Source organism: Paraeggerthella hominis (assembly GCF_021044775.1).
GTDB classification, from domain to species: domain Bacteria; phylum Actinomycetota; class Coriobacteriia; order Coriobacteriales; family Eggerthellaceae; genus Paraeggerthella; species Paraeggerthella hominis.
In genome coordinates this window covers 112,591-132,086 of record NZ_JAJNOQ010000004.1, presented here as the reverse complement: position 1 = coordinate 132,086, position 19,496 = coordinate 112,591, and the positions used below count along the sequence as shown (strand labels likewise).

20 protein-coding genes and 1 tRNA gene are annotated in these 19,496 nt (G+C 61.3%); 18 read left to right on the top strand and 3 right to left on the bottom strand.

The window, feature by feature from the left end:
* Positions 1 to 6: 6 nt before the first annotated feature.
* The gene (locus LQE90_RS06040; protein ID WP_114566246.1) at positions 7 to 945 is read right to left on the bottom strand and encodes an ABC transporter ATP-binding protein; all 939 of its coding nucleotides are present in this window, start codon (positions 943 to 945) and stop codon (positions 7 to 9) included.
* A gap of 198 nt (positions 946 to 1,143) precedes the next feature.
* Between LQE90_RS06040 and LQE90_RS06035 the strand changes: the two genes are divergently transcribed.
* Both LQE90_RS06035 and LQE90_RS06030 read left to right on the top strand, forming a co-directional pair.
* Positions 1,144 to 2,223, top strand: coding sequence for a sensor histidine kinase (locus LQE90_RS06035; RefSeq protein ID WP_216528775.1), 1,080 nt, complete (start codon positions 1,144 to 1,146; stop codon positions 2,221 to 2,223).
* Positions 2,220 to 2,888, top strand: coding sequence for a response regulator (locus tag LQE90_RS06030; RefSeq protein ID WP_114566248.1), 669 nt, complete (start codon positions 2,220 to 2,222; stop codon positions 2,886 to 2,888). Before LQE90_RS06035 ends, LQE90_RS06030 begins: the two co-directional genes overlap by 4 nt.
* Positions 2,889 to 2,905: 17 nt before the next feature.
* Here LQE90_RS06030 and LQE90_RS06025 read toward each other — a convergent pair whose 3' ends face one another.
* Together LQE90_RS06025 and thrC are read right to left on the bottom strand one after the other, a co-directional pair.
* Positions 2,906 to 3,250 (bottom strand): winged helix-turn-helix domain-containing protein, encoded by a 345-nt coding sequence (locus tag LQE90_RS06025; RefSeq protein ID WP_114566249.1) that lies wholly within the window; start codon positions 3,248 to 3,250, stop codon positions 2,906 to 2,908.
* Between the two features lie 41 nt (positions 3,251 to 3,291).
* Positions 3,292 to 4,890 (bottom strand): threonine synthase, encoded by a 1,599-nt coding sequence (gene thrC, locus LQE90_RS06020; protein WP_231088224.1) that lies wholly within the window; start codon positions 4,888 to 4,890, stop codon positions 3,292 to 3,294.
* A 220-nt stretch (positions 4,891 to 5,110) separates the two neighbouring features.
* Between thrC and LQE90_RS06015 the strand changes: the two genes are divergently transcribed.
* The 16 genes from LQE90_RS06015 to LQE90_RS05940 all read left to right on the top strand — a co-directional run bounded on the left by LQE90_RS06015 (position 5,111) and on the right by LQE90_RS05940 (position 19,368).
* Positions 5,111 to 5,401: a FeoA family protein gene (locus tag LQE90_RS06015; RefSeq protein ID WP_225749863.1), complete on the top strand. Its 291-nt coding sequence runs from the start codon at positions 5,111 to 5,113 to the stop codon at positions 5,399 to 5,401.
* Between the two features lie 164 nt (positions 5,402 to 5,565).
* A complete protein-coding gene (locus tag LQE90_RS06010) occupies positions 5,566 to 5,802 on the top strand; it encodes a FeoA family protein (RefSeq protein WP_114566251.1) in 237 nt (78 codons plus the stop codon).
* A 107-nt stretch (positions 5,803 to 5,909) separates the two neighbouring features.
* Entirely contained in the window at positions 5,910 to 8,264 is a 2,355-nt protein-coding gene (gene feoB, locus LQE90_RS06005) for a ferrous iron transporter B (RefSeq protein ID WP_114566252.1), read from the top strand.
* Between the two features lie 108 nt (positions 8,265 to 8,372).
* Positions 8,373 to 8,600, top strand: a complete 228-nt coding sequence (locus tag LQE90_RS06000; protein WP_114566253.1) for a hypothetical protein — start codon at positions 8,373 to 8,375, stop codon at positions 8,598 to 8,600.
* Between the two features lie 338 nt (positions 8,601 to 8,938).
* Entirely contained in the window at positions 8,939 to 9,319 is a 381-nt protein-coding gene (locus LQE90_RS05995; RefSeq protein WP_114566254.1) for a metal-dependent transcriptional regulator, read from the top strand.
* Positions 9,320 to 9,589: 270 nt separating this feature from the next.
* Complete coding sequence (locus LQE90_RS05990) at positions 9,590 to 10,543, top strand: FtsB family cell division protein (protein WP_216528776.1); 954 nt, start codon at positions 9,590 to 9,592, stop codon at positions 10,541 to 10,543.
* A 10-nt stretch (positions 10,544 to 10,553) separates the two neighbouring features.
* Positions 10,554 to 11,528, top strand: coding sequence for a Ppx/GppA phosphatase family protein (locus LQE90_RS05985; protein ID WP_231088223.1), 975 nt, complete (start codon positions 10,554 to 10,556; stop codon positions 11,526 to 11,528).
* A 93-nt stretch (positions 11,529 to 11,621) separates the two neighbouring features.
* Positions 11,622 to 11,706, top strand: a tRNA-Leu gene (locus tag LQE90_RS05980).
* Positions 11,707 to 11,953: 247 nt separating this feature from the next.
* On the top strand, positions 11,954 to 13,003 hold the full coding sequence (locus tag LQE90_RS05975; protein WP_216528778.1) for a polyprenyl synthetase family protein: 1,050 nt from the start codon (positions 11,954 to 11,956) through the stop codon (positions 13,001 to 13,003).
* A 219-nt stretch (positions 13,004 to 13,222) separates the two neighbouring features.
* Positions 13,223 to 14,125, top strand: coding sequence for a peptidoglycan-binding domain-containing protein (locus LQE90_RS05970; RefSeq protein ID WP_114566257.1), 903 nt, complete (start codon positions 13,223 to 13,225; stop codon positions 14,123 to 14,125).
* 294 nt (positions 14,126 to 14,419) lie between these two features.
* Positions 14,420 to 14,872 (top strand): spore coat protein SP96, encoded by a 453-nt coding sequence (locus tag LQE90_RS05965; protein ID WP_216528779.1) that lies wholly within the window; start codon positions 14,420 to 14,422, stop codon positions 14,870 to 14,872.
* Between the two features lie 159 nt (positions 14,873 to 15,031).
* A complete protein-coding gene (gene leuC, locus LQE90_RS05960; RefSeq protein WP_216528780.1) occupies positions 15,032 to 16,300 on the top strand; it encodes a 3-isopropylmalate dehydratase large subunit in 1,269 nt (422 codons plus the stop codon).
* A gap of 15 nt (positions 16,301 to 16,315) precedes the next feature.
* Positions 16,316 to 16,810, top strand: a complete 495-nt coding sequence (locus LQE90_RS05955) for a 3-isopropylmalate dehydratase small subunit (RefSeq protein ID WP_216528781.1) — start codon at positions 16,316 to 16,318, stop codon at positions 16,808 to 16,810.
* Positions 16,811 to 16,901: 91 nt separating this feature from the next.
* Complete coding sequence (gene leuB, locus LQE90_RS05950) at positions 16,902 to 18,011, top strand: 3-isopropylmalate dehydrogenase (RefSeq protein ID WP_231088222.1); 1,110 nt, start codon at positions 16,902 to 16,904, stop codon at positions 18,009 to 18,011.
* Between the two features lie 259 nt (positions 18,012 to 18,270).
* Entirely contained in the window at positions 18,271 to 18,918 is a 648-nt protein-coding gene (locus LQE90_RS05945) for a recombinase family protein (protein ID WP_216528861.1), read from the top strand.
* A gap of 210 nt (positions 18,919 to 19,128) precedes the next feature.
* Complete coding sequence (locus LQE90_RS05940; protein WP_114566261.1) at positions 19,129 to 19,368, top strand: hypothetical protein; 240 nt, start codon at positions 19,129 to 19,131, stop codon at positions 19,366 to 19,368.
* Positions 19,369 to 19,496: the final 128 nt, after the last annotated feature.

Here is a 19,496-nt window from a genome sequence, read left to right as displayed (position 1 = left end):
CCTCTCCTAGGAATCCCGCAGTTCGGTCCCGGTGATCTCCAGGAACACATCGTTGAGGGTGGGCGGTTCCGCCCAAATGCGACCGGGGGCCGCGCCGTGGGATTTCAGCACGTCCAGCACGTCGGCCACGTTGTGCGTGCCGTTGTCGCAAACGGCTTCCAGCGCCTCGCCGTCGAACGATGCGCGCAGTACGTGCGGCAGCTCCCGCACGTCGGCCACAAGCGCTTCGGGAGCTTCGTCCAGCTCGATGCGGATGCGTTCTCCGGTTCTTATCATGGCTTTGAGCTCGTCGTTCGTTCCCGCGGCTATCGTGCGGCCGCGATCCATGATCATGATGCGGCTGCATATATCCTCCACCTCTTCCATGTAGTGGCTCGTGTACACCACGGTGGAGCCTTCGGCGTTCAGGCGCTTGATGCCTTCCAGAATGGAGTTGCGGCTTTGCGGGTCCACGGCCACGGTGGGTTCGTCGAAGAAGATGAGCTCGGGCTTGTGCGCGATGCCGCAGGCGATGTTCAGGCGTCGCAAAAGGCCGCCCGACAGCTTGCGGGGGCGGTGCTTGACGAACTCCTCTAGGCCCACGAACGCGATCGCTTCGTCTACGAGCGCGCGCCGGCGCAGCCGGTCGGACACGTACAGCGAGCAGAAGTAGTCGATGTTCTCGCGCACCGTCATCTCCTCGAACACCGCGACGTTTTGCGGAACCACGCCGATGCGCCGCTTCAGGTCGTAGCGCGTCGGCGCCATGGGCTCTCCGAACAGGTTGATGGTTCCCTTGTCGAAGGTGAGCAGCTGCAAGATGCAGTTGATGGCGGTGGTCTTGCCCGATCCGTTCGGACCGAGCAGCCCGAATATCTCGCCGGGTGCGATATGCAGGCTGAAATGGTCGAGCGCGATGGCGCTGCCGTAGCGTTTGACCAGGTTGTCGACGGCTATGATGTCCATGGGGTTCCTTTCTCGGACGCTTCGCGGCGCGTTTTTCCGCAAGCCTGCAAGCGTTGTCACCATAATCGCCCGTTTGACCGGAGTTCGCCAGTGAGCGCGGTCATCCCCTTGGCCGCAAGGCCATGACATCTGTCACGAAAGCGTCGGCGCGCCCATGCCTTTTCCGCAAAGCTTGCGTTGACCTGCTACCATGGGCGCATGGAGAGAATCGTCGACAAGGTTGCCGTGCTTGCCTGCACGGCGTTGGGCGTGGCCGTTGTCGCGTGGAGCGGCGCGTACGTGGCCGCGATGCTGATCGCAGTGCTGTTCTCGGCGCTTGCAGAGGTGCTTCCGCGTCGTTGGGCGCGGTGGCTGCCGTGCTCTTATGCGCTCGCGTGCCTGGTCGATCCGGTGCTCGGCACGTTTCTGCCGCTTGCGGTGTACGATCTGGCGCGCGGCTCCTGCCGGGTTCTTCGGTTTGGATGGCTGCTTCCCGCGTTCGTGTGCGTTCTGCGCATGGAGTCGCTTGCGGCCGTTGTCATGCTGTTCGGATGCGTGCTCGCCTACGCGCTCGCACGTCGCACCGCCGTCAGCTTGCGCGAGAAGGAAGAGGCCCGTCATTTGCGCGATGACCTGCGGGAAGGGACGTTGGCGCTCGAGGAGAAAAACGCCCAGCTGCGCGAGCGGCAAGACCTCGAGGTCCGTTTGGCCACGCTGGCCGAGCGCGGCCGCATCGCTCGCGAGATACACGACAACGTGGGTCATCTTCTGACGCGCGCCATCATGCAAACCGAGGCGCTGCAGGTGGTCCATCGAGACGACGAGCGCGTGCGCTCGGAGCTTGCCCAGGTGGGCGAGACGCTGCACGAGGCCATGGGCACCGTGCGTGCGAGCGTCCATGACCTGCACGACGACGCGTTCGACCTGGAAACGCAGGTGCGCGCTGCGGCCGAGGCGTGCGCGCTGCCGGTTCGCGTTGAGTTTCGGGCGGACCACGTGCCTGCGGAGGTCGGCTACGGCTTCATCGCCATTGTGCGCGAGGCGCTTTCCAACGCGGTGCGTCATAGCAACGCCGGCACGGTAGAGGTTTCGGTGGTGGAGCATCCGGGATTCTATCGGCTTGTCGTGCATGACGACGGCACGCGTCCGCCCGCGATGGGCGAAGACGGGCGCGGCATCGGCCTGACCACGATGGAAGATCGGGCCCGTGCGCTGGGCGGCGTGTTCCGCGTGTCGTTCGAAAAGGGATGCAAGGTGTTCGCGTCCGTGCCGAAAGGCGCGGGGGAGGAGCGGGTATGATCGACGGTTCCAAGGCAAATGGACGGTCCATTCGCGTGGTCGTCGTGGACGACGATGCGTTCGTTGCCGCGTCTCTTGCAACCATTCTGTCGGCCGAGCCCGACGTGGACGTGGTCGCCTGCGGCGAAAACGGGGAAGATGCGGTACGGCTCTACGATGCGCACGAGCCCGACGTGCTGCTCATGGATATCCAGATGCCGGGCATGGACGGCTTGGCCGCGGCCGAGCGCATCTTGACCGCCCGTCCCTCTGCGCGCATCGTGTTTCTGACCACGTTCTCCGATGACGAGTACATCGTTCGCGCACTCCGCCTGGGCGCGCGCGGCTACCTGATCAAGCAGGAGGTTGCCACCATTGCGCCGGCGCTGCGCAGCGTTATGTCCGGCCAGAACGTGCTGGGGGAGGAGGTGGTGGGCCGCGTGGGCAAGCTCATGGGAAGCCACGCTGCTTCGACGGGCCAACGCGGTGCTCAAAGCGACGGCCTGCTCACCGAACGCGAGCAGGCCGTCGTGTCGCTGGTGGCCGAAGGCCTCGACAACAAGGAAATCGCCGCGCAGCTGTACTTGAGCGACGGAACCGTGCGCAATCACATCAGCACGATCCTGCAGAAGCTGGGATGCAAGAACCGCACCCAGCTTGCCGTTTGGTACTATCGGGGCGCATGAGTCTTCGCGCCCCGGCGCTACACCAAAATGTCGGCGAACGCTTTCTCGGCTTCTTCTTGAAGCTTCTCCTCGATGGACAGGTACGCGTCAAGCAGCTTGTTGCACGAATCGGTCAGGCTGCTGCCGTGCGCCCCGTCGCGATGCAGCAGCTGCATGTCCAGCGCCGACTCGGTGTCTTTGATGATGCGCCAAGCCTTGCTGTACGCCATGCCCATGCTCTTCGCGGCTGCGTTGAGCGATCCCGTTTCTCGTACGCCCAAGCACAGGCTGGCGATGCCCCGCCCGAACAGCGATCCGCTGTCGGAGTCGGGGTTCATGATGGAAAGTCGAATGGTCGGCTTCAGGTTCGCAAGCTCGCTCATGGTCTCGTCCTTTTCTCGTACGGCGCTCGTGGCCGGTTCGTCTATCGTTTGCTCAGGTTGTCAAGGAACCGCAGCGCTGCGGTTTCGATGTCGCCGGTTCCCGCGTCGATCACGTCGGTGAAGCGAATGGGCAGCTCGTCCAGCTCGGCAAGCCCGCGAGGGATGTCGTGCTTGCCCGTTTCGCGCGCGATCAGCTCGTTGAGCGCGCACCCGGTAAGGGCAGCTACGTCGTCCGGCAGCGGCGCGCCCGGTTCGATGTCGTGCAGGGCGCGGTACACGTTGTCGCCGAATTTCGCCCAATGGGCGGTGCTGGCAATGAGCACCGGGTTCTGCCCGCGCAGGTTCTCGGCCACCTGGTAGGCTACGGCCGTATGCGGGTCCAGCAGGTAATCGTGCTCGTCCAGCACGGCCTTGATGGTTGCCAGGCACGCGGCGTTGTCGATGGAGTCGGATGCGAACGTCTCGCGCACGCGGGCGAACGTGCTCTCGTCAATGCGGAAGCGGCCCTGTTCGCGCAGGTCGGCCATCCAGCCGGCGATGGCCTCGGCATTGCGGTCGGTCAGCTCGAACAGCTGGCGCTCCAGGTTCGACGATACCAGAATGTCCATGGACGGCGACGGCGTCAGCACAAAGTCGCGATCGGAAATATCGTACGTGCCCGTGTTGATGAAGTCCGTCAGCACGCGGTTCTCGTTGCTGGCACACAGGAGCATGCCAAGGGGCACGCCCATGCGCTTGGCGTAGTACGCGGCCAGGATGTTGCCGAAGTTGCCGGTGGGAACGCATACGTCCAGCTCGTCGCCGGCGCCCAGCTTGCCATCCGCCACCAGCTGCGCGTAGGCCGATACGTAGTACACCACCTGCGGCAGCAGTCGTCCCCAGTTGATGGAGTTCGCGCTGGAAAGCGCCACGCCCTGCTTGTCAAGCAGCTTCTGCGCGAACGCGTCGTCGTTGAACACGTTCTTCGCGCCCGTTTGGCAGTCGTCGAAGTTCCCGCGCACGCCCCATACCTGCACGTTGCGGCCCTGCTGCGTGGCCATCTGCTTGAACTGGATGTCGCTCACGCCTCCGTCGGGGTACATGACGGCAATGGACACGCCGTCCTGGTCGCGGAACCCTTCGAGCGCCGCTTTGCCCGTGTCGCCGGAGGTGGCTACCAGAATGAGGAATTCGTGGTCAAGTTTTCCCTGGTCGCGCAGCTGGCTGGCGCTGGCGGAGAAGAACCGCGGCAGGCACTGCAGCGCCATGTCCTTGAACGCGCTCGTGGGGCCGTGCCACAGCTCCAGCACGTGCGTGTTCGCGTTGAGCGACGAAATAGGGCAGACGGCCTGGCTATCGAAGTTGTCGCCGTAAGCCTGAGCCATAAGCGCGTCTACGGTTTCGGCCGGCAGGTCAACGTCGAAGGCGCGGTAAACGTAGGATGCGCGCTGCGCGTACGGCATCTGGGCCAACGCGGTTATGTCCTCAAGGGAAAGCTGCGGAATGCTCTGGGGAACGTACAGCCCGCCGCCTGCGGCCAGACCGTCGACGACGGCTTCCGTGAACGTAACCGGGCGTTCGGTCCGCCCGCGCGTATCGATATAGAGGTTTTCAGCCATGTTCTGCGCTTTCTGCCCGAAGTCCTGCAGTTCATTATCCATTTTCAGTATACTATGCGGCCCTCGTCGGCAAGCAGGAGAATCGGCAAGGGAATTACGCTCTTCGCCGAAGGCCGCGCCCATCGTTCGCTCCGAAACCGCAATCGGCTTGCGGTCCCGCCTTCGCGTCCGTCTGTAGAAAATGTTAACTATGGCTTCCATTTGCAAAATGTTTGCTATAAGATACTTTGTGTTATACAAAGCTAACTCGATGGGAGTCGACATGGACAACGCAGTGGCTGCCAGCACGCAGGGAGCTATTTCTCAAGCCTCGGTGCCGAGCGCGACGGTTCATCAAATGCCGCTATCGTTTTTGAGAAGCGGGGAGGTGGCCGTGATCGCGAAGGTGCGAGGCAAAGGCGAGCTGCGCCATCATCTGGAAACCCTGGGATTCGTCGAGGGCGTCCAAGTGCAGGTCGTCGCGCATGCGGCTGGCGACTTGATCGTGGAGATCAAGGGTTCCCAAGTTGCGTTGAGCCAGCAGGTGGCGTCGCGCATCATCACTGCAGCTTAAAAAGCGGCTTCTGCGCGGAAGCACGGTTTTTCACCGTGCGCTTTCGTGCGTGCTTCGCCCCACGCCGTGCCGAACGGTTTCGCAATCAGCGACCAAGGTGCCGCGCGCGGGGCGTTTCTGTCGGGCGAGCAAAGCGGAAATAGAGTTAAGGAAGGAGAACGTGCATGACTGAAGGTCAGAACAGAACGCTGCGCGACGTGGCAATTGGGGAGGTGGCTACCGTCCGCCGTCTAACGGGGGAGGGCGCCCTTAAGCGCCACATCATGGACATGGGCATCACGAAGGGCACGGACGTGTTCGTTCGCAAGGTTGCGCCGCTTGGCGATCCGCTTGAGGTCACGGTGCGCGGCTACGAGCTGTCGCTGCGCAAAAGCGAAGCGGAAAGCATCCTCGTCGGCTGACGCTCTCGCGCGTGCGCGAAGCATGCGTCAGATGACGAGGATCGGCGCGAAAGCGCTTCTTTTTTGGGAATGAGTTAGCAGAAGTTAACTTGCTGGAAAGGCAGACAATGACAATTCGAATAGCGCTTGCCGGAAACCCTAACTGCGGCAAGACCACGATGTTCAACGACCTGACCGGTGCAAGCCAATACGTTGGCAACTGGCCGGGCGTGACCGTCGAAAAGAAAGAGGGCAAGTACACCCGCAACAAAGACATCGTCATCACGGACCTTCCGGGCGTGTACTCGTTGTCCCCGTACTCTCCTGAAGAGATCGTGACGCGCGACTACCTGCTGAAGGGCGGGCCGGACGCCGTCATCAACTTGGTTGACGCTACGAACCTCGAGCGCAACCTGTACCTGACCACGCAAATCCTCGATCTGGGCGTGCCGGTGGTCGTTGCGCTCAACATGATGGACCTGGTGAAGAAAAACGGCGACAAGATCGACGTCCCCGGCTTGTCCGCGCGGCTGGGCTGCCCGGTCATCGAGACTTCGGCGCTCAAGGGCCATGGCATGGAGCAGCTTTTGGACGCCGCCGTGAAAGCGGCGAAGGAAGGCGCGGCTCCGAAGCCTCGGCTGCCTTTCGATGCGGTCGTGGAAGACGCCGTTGTCAAGATTGAGGGCATTCTGGGCAGGCGCGTTTCTCCCGCTACGGCGCGCTGGTTCGCCATCAAGCTGTTCGAGGGCGAGGACATGACCGTTGCCAGCTTGGACCTTCCCGCAAAAGATCTCAGCGCCATCGATGCCTTGCGCAAAGAGGTCGAAGACGCGCTTGACGACGACGCCGAGAGCATTATCACAACCGAACGCTACGATGCCGTCACGCAGGTGGTTGCCGACACGGTGAAGCGCTCGAGCAAGGGCATGACCTCGACGCAGAAGATCGACCGCGTGGTGACCAACCGCTGGCTGGGCCTGCCCATCTTCGTGGTGATCATGGCGCTTGTGTACTATCTGGCCATTTCCGTGGGAACGGGCGTCGTTACCGACTGGGCGAACGACGGCATTTCCGGCGACGGATGGCTCTACACCGGCAACGAGCAGTACGAAGAAGCCGTCGGCGCCTGGGAAGAGAGCGTGGCCGAGGCCGAGGAGGCCGGGGCCAGCGAAGAGGAAATCGCGTCCCTTAAAGAGGAGGAGCCCGATCCCTCCGAGTTTGGCCTGTGGATTCCCGGCTTGGGCACGGTGCTGGGAGACGCCCTTGAATCGGCCGACGTCGCCCCGTGGCTCCAAAGCCTTATCATGGACGGCATCGTCGCGGGCGTGGGAGCCGTTATCGGGTTCGTTCCGCAGATGATCATCTTGTTCTTGCTGCTCGCGTTCTTGGAGGGCTGCGGGTATTTGGCGCGCGTCGCCTTCATCATGGACCGCATCTTCCGCCGGTTCGGCCTGTCGGGCAAGAGCTTTATCCCCATGTTGGTGGCTTCCGGTTGCGGCGTGCCCGCCGTCATGGCCACGAAGACCATCGAGAACGAGCGGGATCGCCGCATGACCATCATGACGACCACCATGATTCCCTGCGGCGCGAAAATGCCCATCATCGCGCTGGTGTTCGGCGCCATTGCGGGCGGCAATACCGCGGAAACCTGGTGGGTCGCGCCGTTGTTCTACTTCTTGGGCGTCATCGCCATCATCATTTCCGGCATCATGTTGAAAAAGACCCGCATGTTCGCGGGCGAGGTGTCCCCGTTCGTCATGGAACTGCCGTCCTATCACCTGCCTACGGTGAAGTCCATTTTGCTGGCTACGTGGGAGCGCATTCGAAGCTACATCGTGAAGGCCGGTACCATCATCTTCCTGTCCACCATCGTCATCTGGTTCCTCATGAACTTTGGCGACACGGGCGCGGGCTTCGGCTTGCTTGATTCCGAGGCCGAAGGCTACATCCAGCAAAGCCTTATGGCTGGCTTGGGCAATGCGATCGGCTGGGTGTTCGCGCCGCTTGGCTTCGGCGACTGGCAGGCTACGGTCACGTCCGTCACCGGATTGGTGGCGAAGGAGAACGTCGTGGCCACCGTTGGCATCATCACCAGCTTGGGCGATGCGGGCGAGGCCGACCCCACCATGTGGGCCGCGTTCGCCGGCATGATGGCGGGTTCCGTTCCGGCGATCTTGGCCTTCTGCGCCTTCAACCTGCTGTGCGCGCCGTGCTTCGCTGCTATCGGCACTATTCGCCGCCAGATGGAAAGCGCGAAGTGGACATGGTTCGCCATCGGGTACATGACCGTGTTCGCATGGTGCGTGGGGCTTATGTTCTACCAGTTCGGCGGCTTGTTGTCCGGCGAGGTGGAGTTCAACGTGTGGACGGTTGTGGCCATCGTGATTCTGGGCGGCATGTTGTTCCAGATGTTTCGCCCCATGCCGTCGTACAAGAAGAAAAACGCTGTCGAGGGCTTGAAGGCCGAAGGCGGCGCTGCGTAGGCTCGTGAAGCTGGATCGCGAACGAGAATCTTGCTGAAGGGGTTGGGCGGCGCGCCAAGACGGGGCGCCGCCCGCCCGCATTTGCAGCGTATTGGAAAGGAGCTGGACATGTTCGGTTTGGAATTCACCCCCGCTACGGTGATCGTGGGGCTGCTGGTTGCGGCGTTGGCGTTTCTGGCCGTGCGCCGCATGTGGCGCAACGGCATGTGCGATTGCCACAAGGGCGACGACGCCCACGGAGGATCGTGCTCGGGAGGTTGCGGAGGCTGCGCCGGCTGCGGAGCCGTCGACCAGATGATGGCCGATATGAAGAAGGCGGCGGACGCCCGTCGCTGAGCGAGCATCGAAGGGGATTGCCCCGGGTTCGCGATATATGGAGGAATTGTATGCCAAAGCAAACTTTCCTCAAAGGTAGTTGACGTGCAGATCAAAGTTAACCTATACTAACAAATGTCAACAGGGACGCGAAAGCAAACCTGAAGGACACCTCCTCTTTTTGCTGACCCGGTGGTGGAGACTCCCTCGTCTGGTCGTCCACCACACAGCAGCCGGCGAGGGATCTTCCCCCTCTTCCCTCGCCGGCACTCTCCTCGTACTGCTTCCATTCTGTTCGGGCTTCCCCTGCTCTTGCGATGCCGTGTGGTACCATAGCACGGTGATCGAAGGAGGATTCAGTGGAAAAGATGTCCATGTCGCACGAAGACTACCTTGAGGCGATCGTCATGCTGGGGGGTACGACGGAAGCGTCCGTGAGGTCGGTTGATATTGCGACGAAGCTTGGCGTTTCCAAGGCTTCGGTGAATAAAGCCGTTTCGCTGCTCAAGGAAAAGGGCCTGGCCGAGCAGCCTTACTACGGGGATATCACGTTGACCGACGAGGGGTACGAATACGGCGTGTCGGTGCTCGATCGGCATCACATGCTGTTTACGTTCTTGACCAAGGCTCTCGGAGTGCCGGACGAGCAAGCCGAGAAGGAGGCGTGCCTCATGGAGCATGCTATCAGCGACGATTCGTACAAAAAATGGAGTTCTTATATTAAGAAACTCGATTTGTAAGGGTGTTCGGGCCGCGTTCGCGCGGCCCTTTTTTCGCGGCTATCAAGGCGTTCAACAAATTGGAGACAGGCCGTTTCGAGCCGTTGCCTTCGGTGGCAGCTCGGGTTGCGGTGTGGTATCCTTGCAGCAGCTCTCGCATTAAACAAACCATTCAACGAAACACGATGCAAAAGGGGCGCAATCCAGGTGTCAAGGCAGGCGAATATTCTCTCGTTCGACGAGGCAAAACGCGACGTGGGCGCATACCGCTCATCGAGGGTCGTGCCATCGATGCCCCCTCGGTTCTCCGATGATCTTTCCACCTTCGAATCGCCGTTTCGGCAGGCTTCCGCCCGCGGCTCTTCGTCGCGCGCTTCGGCGTCGACGGTGCGGGTCGTTGCGTCTTCTCGTTTCGAGCAGCCCCGCGCTTCCGCGCGCAGCGGAAGGGATGCCGTGCGCGTCGAGCCGTCTCGCCCGGCTTCGGTCGGCCGCCATGCGCGCTTGTCCGACGATCCGTTCGGCGCTTCGAGCCGTTCGGCAGCGGCGGATCGTCCGGTTTCGCGCCGCGGCGACGAAGCGGATCGAGACGATGGCGATCGCGCCGAGAACCGCGGCGGCGAACGCGTGTCCCGGATGGCCGCTTTCAAGAAGAAGCGCGCCAAGGACAAGGCGGGTCGGGCGTTCGCCAAGCAGTTCGGGGACGCGCGTCAGGGGGCGGACGGGGAAGCATCGGGCTCTCGCGCTGCCGTGTACAAAGGCGAGATGGGCGCGAAGCATCGGCAGGCTGCGCGCATGCAGAACGAGTCGAGCCCCCGTGCGTCCAAGAAGCGCGGCTTCTCGTTCGGTTCCGTTGCGGCGTTGAAATCGTCTCCGAAGTTCATAGCCACGGCCGCGGTTGCCGCGTGCTTGGCTCTTTCGTGCGTGTTCCTGTATCCGGCCGCCCAGCAGTACTATCACGCGGTTCGTGAAAACGATCGCTTGCAGGCGGAGTATGCTGCCCTCGAAGAGCGCAACGAGGCCCTGCAAAGCGACGTGTCGTCCCTTCAGACCGATTCGGGCGTGGAGGCGCGCGCTCATGAGCAGTTCGGATGGGTGAAAGATGGCGAAGAAACGGCTACCGTGCGCGGTCTTGAAATCGAGAAAGAGGACGCCAGCACGTTTCGCGCCAACATAACCCCCGGCAGCATCGAGGCTCCCGATACCTGGTACTCGCCGTTTTTCGATGCGCTGTTCGGTGTCGAGTAGGAGGCCTTTCGTGGAAAAAGACGTCGACGGCTCGCGCGTGCTGCATGCTGGCCGATACGCGGCAATCGATATCGGAACCGTGACGTGCCGCATGTTGGTTGCGGACGTGGACGAGCAAGGACGGCTGCACGAGCTGGATCGCGAATACCAGATCACGAACCTTGGCGAAGGGGTGGATGCTTCGGGCGTGCTGAAGCCTGAGGCCATGGAGCGCGTGGCGTCTTCCGTGAAGGGTTATCGCGAGGTGTTGGATTCCTTCGTCTCGCCCGATCATCCGCAGGTGCACGTGACCGCTATGGCCACGTCGGCTGCGCGCGACGCGCGCAACGCCGCGGAATTCGCAGGCATGCTGTCCGCGCTGGGCGTTTCCCTGTCGGTTATTCCGGGGCAGAAGGAAGCGTCGCTCTCGTTCAAAGGGGCTTCGTGCGATTTTCCCGGCGAGCAGCTTGTGGTCGTCGACATCGGCGGGGGCTCTACCGAGGTCGTAGCAGGTCCTTCCGGCGGCGATCCCGTGAAATCCCATTCGTTCAACATCGGGTGTCGTCGCGTGACGGAAAAGTTCCTGGCCTCCGATCCTCCAAGCTGCGCCGAGCTGCAGGCCGCTCGTGCGTGGATTTCTTCGGGCATGTCCTTGTTTTTCGAGGAGTTGAGGGCGTCGGGCTTTCGCGCTGATCGGCTGGTCGCGGTGGCGGGAACGGCTACAACGGTGGTTTCCATCCGCGAGCGCATGAGCGTTTACGACACCGCTCGCGTTCACAAGGCGCTGGTCGACCGTCCTGCGCTCGATCAGGTGTACGACCAGCTTCGCAGCGTTGCGCTTGCCGATCGCGAGCAGATCGTGGGGCTGGATCCTGGACGCGCTCCCGTGATCGTGGCGGGGATGATCATCCTGCAAAGCGTGCTTGATTCGGCGGGCATGGATTCTTTCACGGTAAGCGAGTCGGATATCTTGCACGGCATTATTCTGGATGCGGCGACGCGCTAGTTCATCCGGTCATACGGCTCAAAATTTGCTACCATATACCGCGTCGAAAAAAGCCTTGCGCGTTTGGGGTTGATCGACGATGCGCGGCAACGGGGGAGCGTGGCGGAATTGGCATACGCAGCGGACTTAAAATCCGCCGGCTTCGGTCTTGTGGGTTCGAGTCCCACCGCTCCTACCATACTATGCGCGCGTGCGGCAGCCGCGTGAGGGCTGCGACCGTTCGGTCGTTCCGCGTTCCTCGTGCATGGTGCTGCCCCGTTCGGCGAGGTTTCGCGCTTTCGATTATGTTCCATTTCGCATAATCTTTGGCGGATATGCGGAGAAAGCGAAAAAATGAACCGCTGGGGAACCGTCGAGAAACCATATTCAATTCTTGTGATACCATGAGGTTTCCGGAATTTGTCAAAGCTTACAGAGAAAGCGCTATGGACAACATCAACGAGATCATCGCCGCAGTGGAAGAGCCCCCCGAGTCGTTCGAAGAGTATTTGACGGTGTACGCCGACCGCGTCGGCGGCTTAGTCAATGCGTATATTCCGAAGGGCTCGCATGCCGATATGGATCGCTACCTGTACGATCCTCTTATCGAGTACAGCAAAAACGGGGGAAAGCGCCACCGTCCGCTCATTTGCTTCGCCGCATGTCGCGCCGTTGGCGGGGACATGTCGCGCGCTACGAGCGCTGCGGCCGCCATCGAGCATTTCCATACAGCTGCGCTTATTCACGACGACATCGCCGACGAGGCCGAGCTTCGTCGTGGTGAGCCGTGCATGCACCTGACGGAAGGGTACGGCCTTGCCATTAACGCCGGTGACCTGGCTCTTTCCCTGGTGAACGGGACCGTGATCTCCGACCCGAACCTGGATGACTCCATGAAGGTTCGCGTGATCTCCGAGCTTATCGAGATGACGCGCCGAACCATCGAGGGCCAGGCGCTTGACATTGGCTGGGCGCGCGACGGTCGCTACGACATCACGCCCGAGGACTACTTGGTCATGGCCACGCACAAGACCGCGCATTACTCGGGTGCGGTGCCCCTGGCAATCGGCGCCATCATCGGCGGCGGTACCGAGGTTGAAATCGAGGCCCTGCGCAATTACGGTTTGGACACGGGTCTTGCATTCCAGATCCAGGACGACCTTTTGAACCTTGTGGGGTCCGAGGAAAGCACGAAGAAGGATTTCCGCAACGATATTACCGAGGGCAAGCGCACGCTCGTGGTGGTTCACGCGTTGCAGAATTCCCCGAAGCGCGATCGCTTGATCGAGATTCTTTCGTCGAAGGAGAAAGATCCGAAGGTGTTGGCCGAGGCTGTGGCCATCATGGAGGAGTCCGGCAGCATAGATTATGCGCGCAACTACGCCGAAAACCTGACCGACATCGCCAAGAATCGCCTGATCGATTTAGTGAGGCCGTCGACGGCGCTCGACTTGCTGGTCGGTATGGCGGACTGGTTCGTCAACCGCCTGAAATAAAGCAAGGAAACGGAACGGGGCCGGTGCCTCGCTTCGATGAACGAAGCAAGCGGGGCGGCCACACGGCCGCCCTTTTTGGATGGATTGAGGCGAATCTGCTAGCTGCGTAAGCGACCGGCGAAGCGAAGGGCCGACCTTCTTCGCCCTGCAGGGCTCTTGCTCTGTTCCTCTTGTGGAACCTCGCTTGGATCCGAGGCTGGCTCGGCGGGGTACGCTACCATGGCAGGCATGGATACCATTAAGCGACATGACACCGGTCCGGCCGTCGAAGACGTGCAGCAGCGTTTGGCGACGATCGGCTTGCTGGCTCCTGCGGGCGTTGACGGAACGTTCGGCGAGGCGACCGCCGCCGCCGTTCGCGCGTTCTGCGGGCAGCGAAACATTCCCGTGACCGACGAGGTCGATGATCGCGTGTGGGCGGCTTTGGTTGACGCCTCGTTCACGCTGGGCGATCGTACGCTGTATCTGCGCATGCCTCATTTTCACGGGCATGACGTTTTGGAGCTTCAGCGGGCGCTGGGTGCGCTCGGGTTCGCCTGCGGCGCGACCGACGGGATTTTCGGCGCGTTCACGGAGCTGGCCCTTCGCAAGTTCCAGCTGAACATGGGGTTGCCTTCCGATGGAATCGCCGGGGCGTACACGTACGCCGCCATTCGCAACCTCCATCACTCGTGGGAGGGCAAGGAAGCAGTTCATGGCTCCAATCACCTGGGCTTCGCGCGCGCTGCCGACGTGCTGGAGCACAACGCGCTTTGCCTGTTCGGAACGCAGGAGTTCACGCGCAGCGTGGCTTCGCGCATGTCGAACTTGGCGTTGGCGACCAATCCTGCGTCCAAGATCATGAGCGCTGATTCGCTGCTGGTTGCCCCTGATGGCAACATGCTGCTCGTTCATATTGTTTTGCCTGATGAGGCTACCGAGAACGTTCCTCGCGTGAGCTTTGACGACGAAGGCACTTTGTCGCTTCGTTTGGAGACGGCCATCGGGGTTGCCGACTCGTCCGCTCCTTCGCGCATCGCCATTGAGCTGCCCGGCACCATGTGGGAGGATGCCGGCGTTGGCCGTTCCGCCCAGCATTTTGCCATCGCCTTGCTCGACGCGCTGTGCACGGCGCTTTCGTAAACGCGATTGCTTCCTGGGCTTTCCTTGCTTTCGAAAGGCTCTCAAAGACCCTCGGCGGAGGGTCTTTTGCTTGTGTGCGGAGTATGGAGCGCCCGCTCCGTCTGCTTCTTTCAGGCTACACCATCCGATGTATTTGGGTTTCGATTCGTTGACGGTGCTCCTTTGCGGTGCGCGCGCCCTTTATACTGGGGACAGGCGGCATTGACGTGCCGCGCGTTTCGTCCATGCGAGACGCCTGAGAAAGCCGCATCGCATGGACGAAAACGAAGTATACCGATGGAAAGCAGGTTCATTATGAGCGAAGAGAACAAGAACGATCAGGTTGCTCCCGAGGCCCCGCAGGCTTCCGAGCAGCAGGCGGCTCCTCAGCCCCCGGCGACAGCTCCGGTCCCTCCGCAGCAGCCTCCGATGGGCCAGCCCCAGCCTCAGGCTCAGCCCCCTTACGTCCCGCAGCCCGTCTATCCGCCCGCGCCGCTCATGCAGCTGACCGGCGGCATGAAGTTTGGCTGGCTGGTAGTGGGCGCTCTCCTGGGCATTCCGGGCATCATCATCGCCTGGCTGGCGAACGCCGACAAGGTCGCGCAGGTGAAAAGCGATGCGCTCAAGTTCTCGATCATCGGCTTCGTCATCTGGATCGTGCTCGGCCTCCTGTTGAGCTTGATGATCGGCGGCATGGTTACGGCGCTTGTCGCGGGAGCGATGGGTTCTGCTGGCTACTATGGTTACGACTATCACGGATCTTGGTAGTTGGCCGGTTTTATCTGGAAATCGCTTCACATCGAAGGGCCCTTCGGGGCTCTTCTTTTTTACCGGTAAATCCCAGTGGTACAATGGGCGACGATTTCCTATCTGCTCGCGGCTCGAACGCGAGTCCAGACGAGACCACCGCATACAAAGGAGTGAAACATGGCACGTCCCATGACCATGGCGGAGAAGATTCTTGCCGCCCATGCGGGGCTCGACGAAGTGGAGCCAGGTCAACTGATCGAATGCGATCTCGACCTCGTGCTATCTAACGACGTTACAGCCCCCATCGCTGTCAAGGAATTCCGCAAGATCGGCGTCGAGAAGGTGTTCGATCCTACGAAGATCGCCCTGGTGCCCGACCACTATGTTCCCAACAAGGACATCAAAAGCGCCGAACAGGCCAAGATCGTTCGCGACTTTGCGCGCGAGCAGGGCATTACCCATTACTACGAAGTGGGCTGCATGGGCGTCGAGCATGCGCTGCTGCCCGAGCAGGGCGTTGTGGGCGCGGGCGATCTCATCATCGGCGCGGACAGCCATACCTGCACGTACGGTGCGCTCGGCGCGTTCGCTACGGGCGTAGGCTCAACCGACGCGGGCGTGGGCTACGCCACCGGCAAGGCATGGTTCAAGGTGCCCGAAAGCCTGCTGTTCAGGATCGACGGCGAGCTTGCTCCTGGCGTGACCGGCAAGGACGTCATCCTGCATATCATCGGCATGATCGGCGTAGACGGAGCCTTGTACCAAGCTATGGAGTTCACGGGCAGCGCCATTTCCAACATGGGCATGGACGAGCGCATGTCCATTTCCAACATGGCTATCGAAGCGGGCGGCAAAGCGGGCCTCATCGAGGTTGACGACGTGACGCGCGCCTACATGGACGGCCGCGTGGAGCGTCCTTACACCGAATACCATCCCGACCCGGATGCGCAGTACGCGAAGGTCTACCAGATTGACGCAGCATCCATTCAGCCGACGGTCGCGTTCCCGCATTTGCCGTCGAATACGCGCCCGGTTGCCGAAGCGCGCGACGTGCGCATCGACCAGGCTGTTATTGGAAGCTGCACGAACGGTCGCATCGTGGACATGCGCCAAGCTGCCGACGTGCTGCGCGGTCGGAAGGTTCATCCCAACGTGCGTTGCATCGTGATCCCGGCCACGCAAGCGGTGTACCGTCAGTGCATGGAAGAGGGCCTGATGGACGTGTTCCTCGACGCGAACTGCGCCGTGTCCACTCCTACGTGCGGTCCGTGCCTGGGCGGTTACATGGGCATTCTTGCCGCTGGCGAGCGTGCTATCGCCACCACCAACCGCAACTTCGTCGGCCGCATGGGCGACCCCACCAGCGAGGTGTACCTGTCCTCGCCGGCCGTTGCCGCGGCAAGCGCCGTGCTGGGTCGTATCGGCCTGCCGGAAGACCTGGACTAGGAAAGGGAAGCTGCCATGCATTTCAAGGGAACCGCGCACCGTTACGGGCGCGATATCGATACCGACGTTATCATTCCGGCTCGCCATCTGACCACGTCTGATCCGGCTGAGCTGGCGAAACATTGCCTGGAGGATCTGGACGCCTCGTTCGTCGAGCGCGTGCAGCCGGGCGACATCATCGTGGCCGACGAGAACTTTGGTTGCGGAAGCTCGCGCGAGCATGCGCCCATCGCCATCAAGGCGGCGGGCGTCGACGTGGTCATCGCCAAGAGCTTCGCGCGCATCTTCTACCGCAATTCCATCAACACGGGGCTGGCCATCATGGAGTGCCCCGAAGCGGTGGATGCCATTTCCCAGGGCGACATGGTGAACGTGGACGCCGATGCGGGCATCATCACGAACGAGACGACGGGCGACGTGTTTCAGGCTCAGCCGTTCCCGCCGTTCATTCGCGAGATCATCGAAGCGGGCGGCTTGATCAACCGGACTAAGTCGAAACTGGAAAAGTAAGCCGTTCCGTCGTTTTGCGAACGGCGGAGCAGTTCGGCGCTGCCGCAGAAAGCCTCGTTGACTTTATCGGACCCGCAACGTAAGGAAACCCATGACCAAAACCTACAATATCTGCCTGCTTCCGGGCGACGGCATCGGTCCGGAGATCATCGCCGAGGGCGTCAAGGTGCTCGATGCCGTGGGCGCGAAGTACGGCACGACGTTCTCCTATACCGAAGCGCTTATCGGAGGCTGTGCTATCGATGCGTGCGGCACTGCGCTTCCCGACGAGACGCTGCGTGCGGCCGAAGCTTCCGACGCCGTGTTGCTGGCGGCTGTCGGCGGTCCGAAGTGGGACACGACCGATCCTGAGAAACCGCGCCCCGAACAGGGACTTTTGGGTATTCGCAAGGCGCTTGGCCTGTACACGAACCTGCGTCCCGTACAGATTTTCGACGCGCTTTCCGAGGCGTCCACGCTCAAACCGGAAATCGTAGAGGGCGTGGACATGATGATCGTGCGCGAATTGACGGGCGGTTTGTACTTTGGCAAGCGCGAGCGATTCTACAACGAGGAAGGCTGCGGAGCGCAGGGCGCTCCCGGCCAGCGCGCCTACGATACGCTGGAGTACCGCGAGTACGAAGTGGAGCGCATCGCTCGCCAGGCGTTCGAAGCTGCGCGAAGGCGCCGCAACAAGGTGACGAGCGTCGACAAGGCGAACGTGCTGGAAACGAGCCGCATGTGGCGCGAAATCGTGCATCGCATCGGCGCCGACGAGTACCCGGACGTGGAACTCGAGGACCTGCTGGTGGACAATACGGCCATGCAGCTGATCAGCCGCCCGGTTGATTTCGACGTAGTGGTGACCGAGAACATGTTCGGCGACATCCTGTCCGACGAGGCGGCGCAGATTACGGGTTCTTTGGGGATGCTTGCCAGTGCAAGCCTTGGCGACGGCACGGCGCTCTACGAGCCCAGCCACGGCAGCGCGCCGGATATCGCAGGTCGGGGTGTTGCGAACCCGCTTGCGCAGATCCTTTCGGTGGAAATGATGCTGCGCTACAGCTTCGGCATGCAGGAAGCAGCCGACGATATCCATCGTGGTGTGACATCCGTTCTTGACGAGGGGTGGCGCACGGGCGATATCAGGCAGCTTGACACGCCTGCCAACAAGGTTGTCGGCACGGGTACGATGGGCGATCTGGTGGTTGCTCGTATGTGAATCGGCCCTTTTGCGCGGCGGTCTTGACGGCTGCATCTGCAATTGCAGCCGCAGCGAGGGCTGCGTGCGTTGCCGGATCCGGGCATGCCGGGGAACAAGAGGTTGCGGGGATGCGCAGACCCCGCAACCTCTTTTGCGTTTTTGAGGTTCGAAGAGCTCCTTTCGCACGTTTCCCTTGGCTTCTCTACGAACTTCCGACGAATGCGCAACAAGTGCCAATCGCTTGACTGAGAGCGGGCGTCGCGCGTGGCTTTGTGCCATGGTGAAGGGGCCGGCCGTTCTCCGAACGGAAAGGAGACCAGTTGTGGTGATGTACGGGTATGCAAGAGTTTCCAGCAAGGATCAGAATTTGGATAGGCAACTTGACGCGTTGGCGGAGTTCTCCGTTCCCATCGCCAACGTGTACACCGATCGCATGAGCGGCAAGAACTTCGATCGGCCTGGTTATCAGGCTTTGACGGGCGTTCTTGCGCCGGGCGATACGCTGGTGATCAAGAGCATCGATCGCCTGGGTCGAAACTATGACGAGATCATCGAGCAATGGCGATTTTTGACCAAGCAGCTGAACGTGGACGTTGTGGTGATGGACATGCCGCTGCTCGATACGCGAACGAGCGAGCGAAACGTCACGGGCACGTTTATCGCGGACATCGTTTTGCAGATCCTCTCGTACGTGGCGCAAGTCGAACGCGAGAATATCAGGCAGCGCCAAGCGGAAGGGATAGCGTCGGCTCGCGCTCGCGGCGTGCGCTTCGGCAGGCCGCCGAAGCAACTGCCCTGCGATTTCGGGTACGTGTACTCAATGTGGAGGGAGGGCGCGATTGGAAGCAAAGAGGCGGCGAGTCGGCTCGGAGTTGCTCGGAGCACGTTTTTCAAATGGACACGCGAGTACGATGCCACGCGGTGAGGGTATATTTAAGTTCAACAGTAGGATTTCGGGTCTGAAAAAGTAGACGTTATTAGACCGTGTGGCAAGGCGCGTCGTACCGTCGAATACGCATGCCCTTCCTGAGTGCGTTTCTCGATCTTTAATAAAATACGATAATAGCCGACCGTTTCGAAAAAGTCTGCTATTTCAGCCGGAAGATGGGCAAGGGCAGAGGGAGGAACGCTTGTTGTGATCATGTCCCTGCTCGATTATCTGGTTTTGAATACATCTGCCGCTTACCTGTCTGATCTGCGCTTTAGGCTGGGGGAATGTGCCCATGCCTTGCGGGAGCTCGACAATCCGGAGGCATTCGCCCTTGATGAATGGAACCGGGCGGGCGTCTATCTGGTTTCCGCATACAAGCCCCAATCTTCATGTCGTGCCGCTCAAGATGCGATCGTGCGCTCTTTGGACGCGGTTTCGTCGTAGCCTTTCGTCGTGATCGGGGCTTGTCGCATTGCGAGGCCGGTGCGTCGACGAATCTTCCTGCTTGCTGAAAACCGCCACCGCCGTGAAATCGCGTGCCGTTTCGTTGCGAGCCGAACCCTCGAAAACAG